The sequence below is a fragment of the Halorubrum sp. Atlit-26R genome (assembly GCF_003666015.1).
GTDB lineage: Archaea > Halobacteriota > Halobacteria > Halobacteriales > Haloferacaceae > Halorubrum.
Genome location: NZ_QPLT01000127.1, coordinates 1 through 942, shown reverse-complemented (window position 1 = coordinate 942; position 942 = coordinate 1). Strand labels below are relative to the sequence as shown.

The following is a 942-nucleotide window of genomic DNA, read 5'->3' as shown; positions in this document are numbered from 1 at the left end:
TCACTCTCCCGCCGCTGCGTGTCGAAGTGGTTCGCAGAGTCGTTAGCAATTCTCGAATTGCGCCGCCATGCCAGAGTGGTCGAACGGACACGGTCGAGACCCGTGTGGTTAGTCCTTCCCAGGTTCGAATCCTGGTGGCGGCATCCGGCCATCGTGCCGGGAGATAATTCTCGCTTCACCGTTACGTCGCCGTACTCAAGTGGTCAACGGGAAGCGGCTCAGACCCGCTGGCGTAGGTCCTTCCGAGGTTCGAATCCTCGCGGCGACATTTTCTCCCTGTGGTCTAGCGGCTACGATACCTCCCTGTAGAGGAGGAGACGCACGTTCGAGTCGTGCCGGGGAGACTGCGGGACGGTGGAAGAGCCTGGCATTCACACACTCTCACCGAGTTTTCACCGGAGACCCGGTGCGACGGTGAGAGTTCCTTCATCTCACTTGTAACGAGAACACGTAGGTTCGAATCCTGCCCGTCCCATTAACCGACGACCCGTTCCAGACGAGGCCAACCTGCTCCAGTGGAGTAGCGGCCAAACTCACGGCCCTCTCACGGCCGAGCCCCCGGTTCGAATCCGGGCTGGAGCATTCTCCAACAGTCCGAGACCGCTCACTTCCAGCCGACGAGACTGAGGGACGGACAGCTGTGGAGAACTGAGAGATGCCCATGAGTGGGTTCCGAATTGTGGTGCTGCGGTATAGGGTAATGGCAGTCCACGGGGCTCATATCCCCGAGGTCCAGGTTCGACTCCTGGTCCCGCAATGGAGAACAACTATGGGACTATTCGATACAGTCGAACTCTACGACGGCGTCCATCTACCGGAGTACCCCGAAGGGATTACTCCGGCCGAGGACGTCGACTGGCAAACGAAAGGCATCGATCGACCGACTATGACCACATTTCGGATTATGGCGGACGGTCGGCTCCTCGAAGAGGAGTGGCAAAC

General features: G+C 59.2%; 6 tRNA genes. All 6 read left to right on the top strand.

From position 1 onward, the window contains the following. Positions 1–61: 61 nt before the first annotated feature. The 6 genes from DVK07_RS19725 (at position 62) to DVK07_RS19705 (ending at position 757) form a co-directional block, all read left to right on the top strand. Positions 62–143 (top strand) — tRNA-Leu (locus tag DVK07_RS19725). Between the two features lie 42 nt (positions 144–185). Further along, positions 186–268: transfer RNA gene (locus DVK07_RS19720), tRNA-Leu, on the top strand. A 4-nt stretch (positions 269–272) separates the two neighbouring features. After that, positions 273–344, top strand: a tRNA-Tyr gene (locus DVK07_RS19715). A 4-nt stretch (positions 345–348) separates the two neighbouring features. Further along, positions 349–475: transfer RNA gene (locus DVK07_RS22885), tRNA-Thr, on the top strand. 34 nt (positions 476–509) lie between these two features. Then, a tRNA-Glu gene (locus tag DVK07_RS19710) sits at positions 510–582 on the top strand. A gap of 104 nt (positions 583–686) precedes the next feature. Beyond that, positions 687–757, top strand: a tRNA-Met gene (locus DVK07_RS19705). The last annotated feature ends 185 nt before the right edge of the window (positions 758–942 follow it).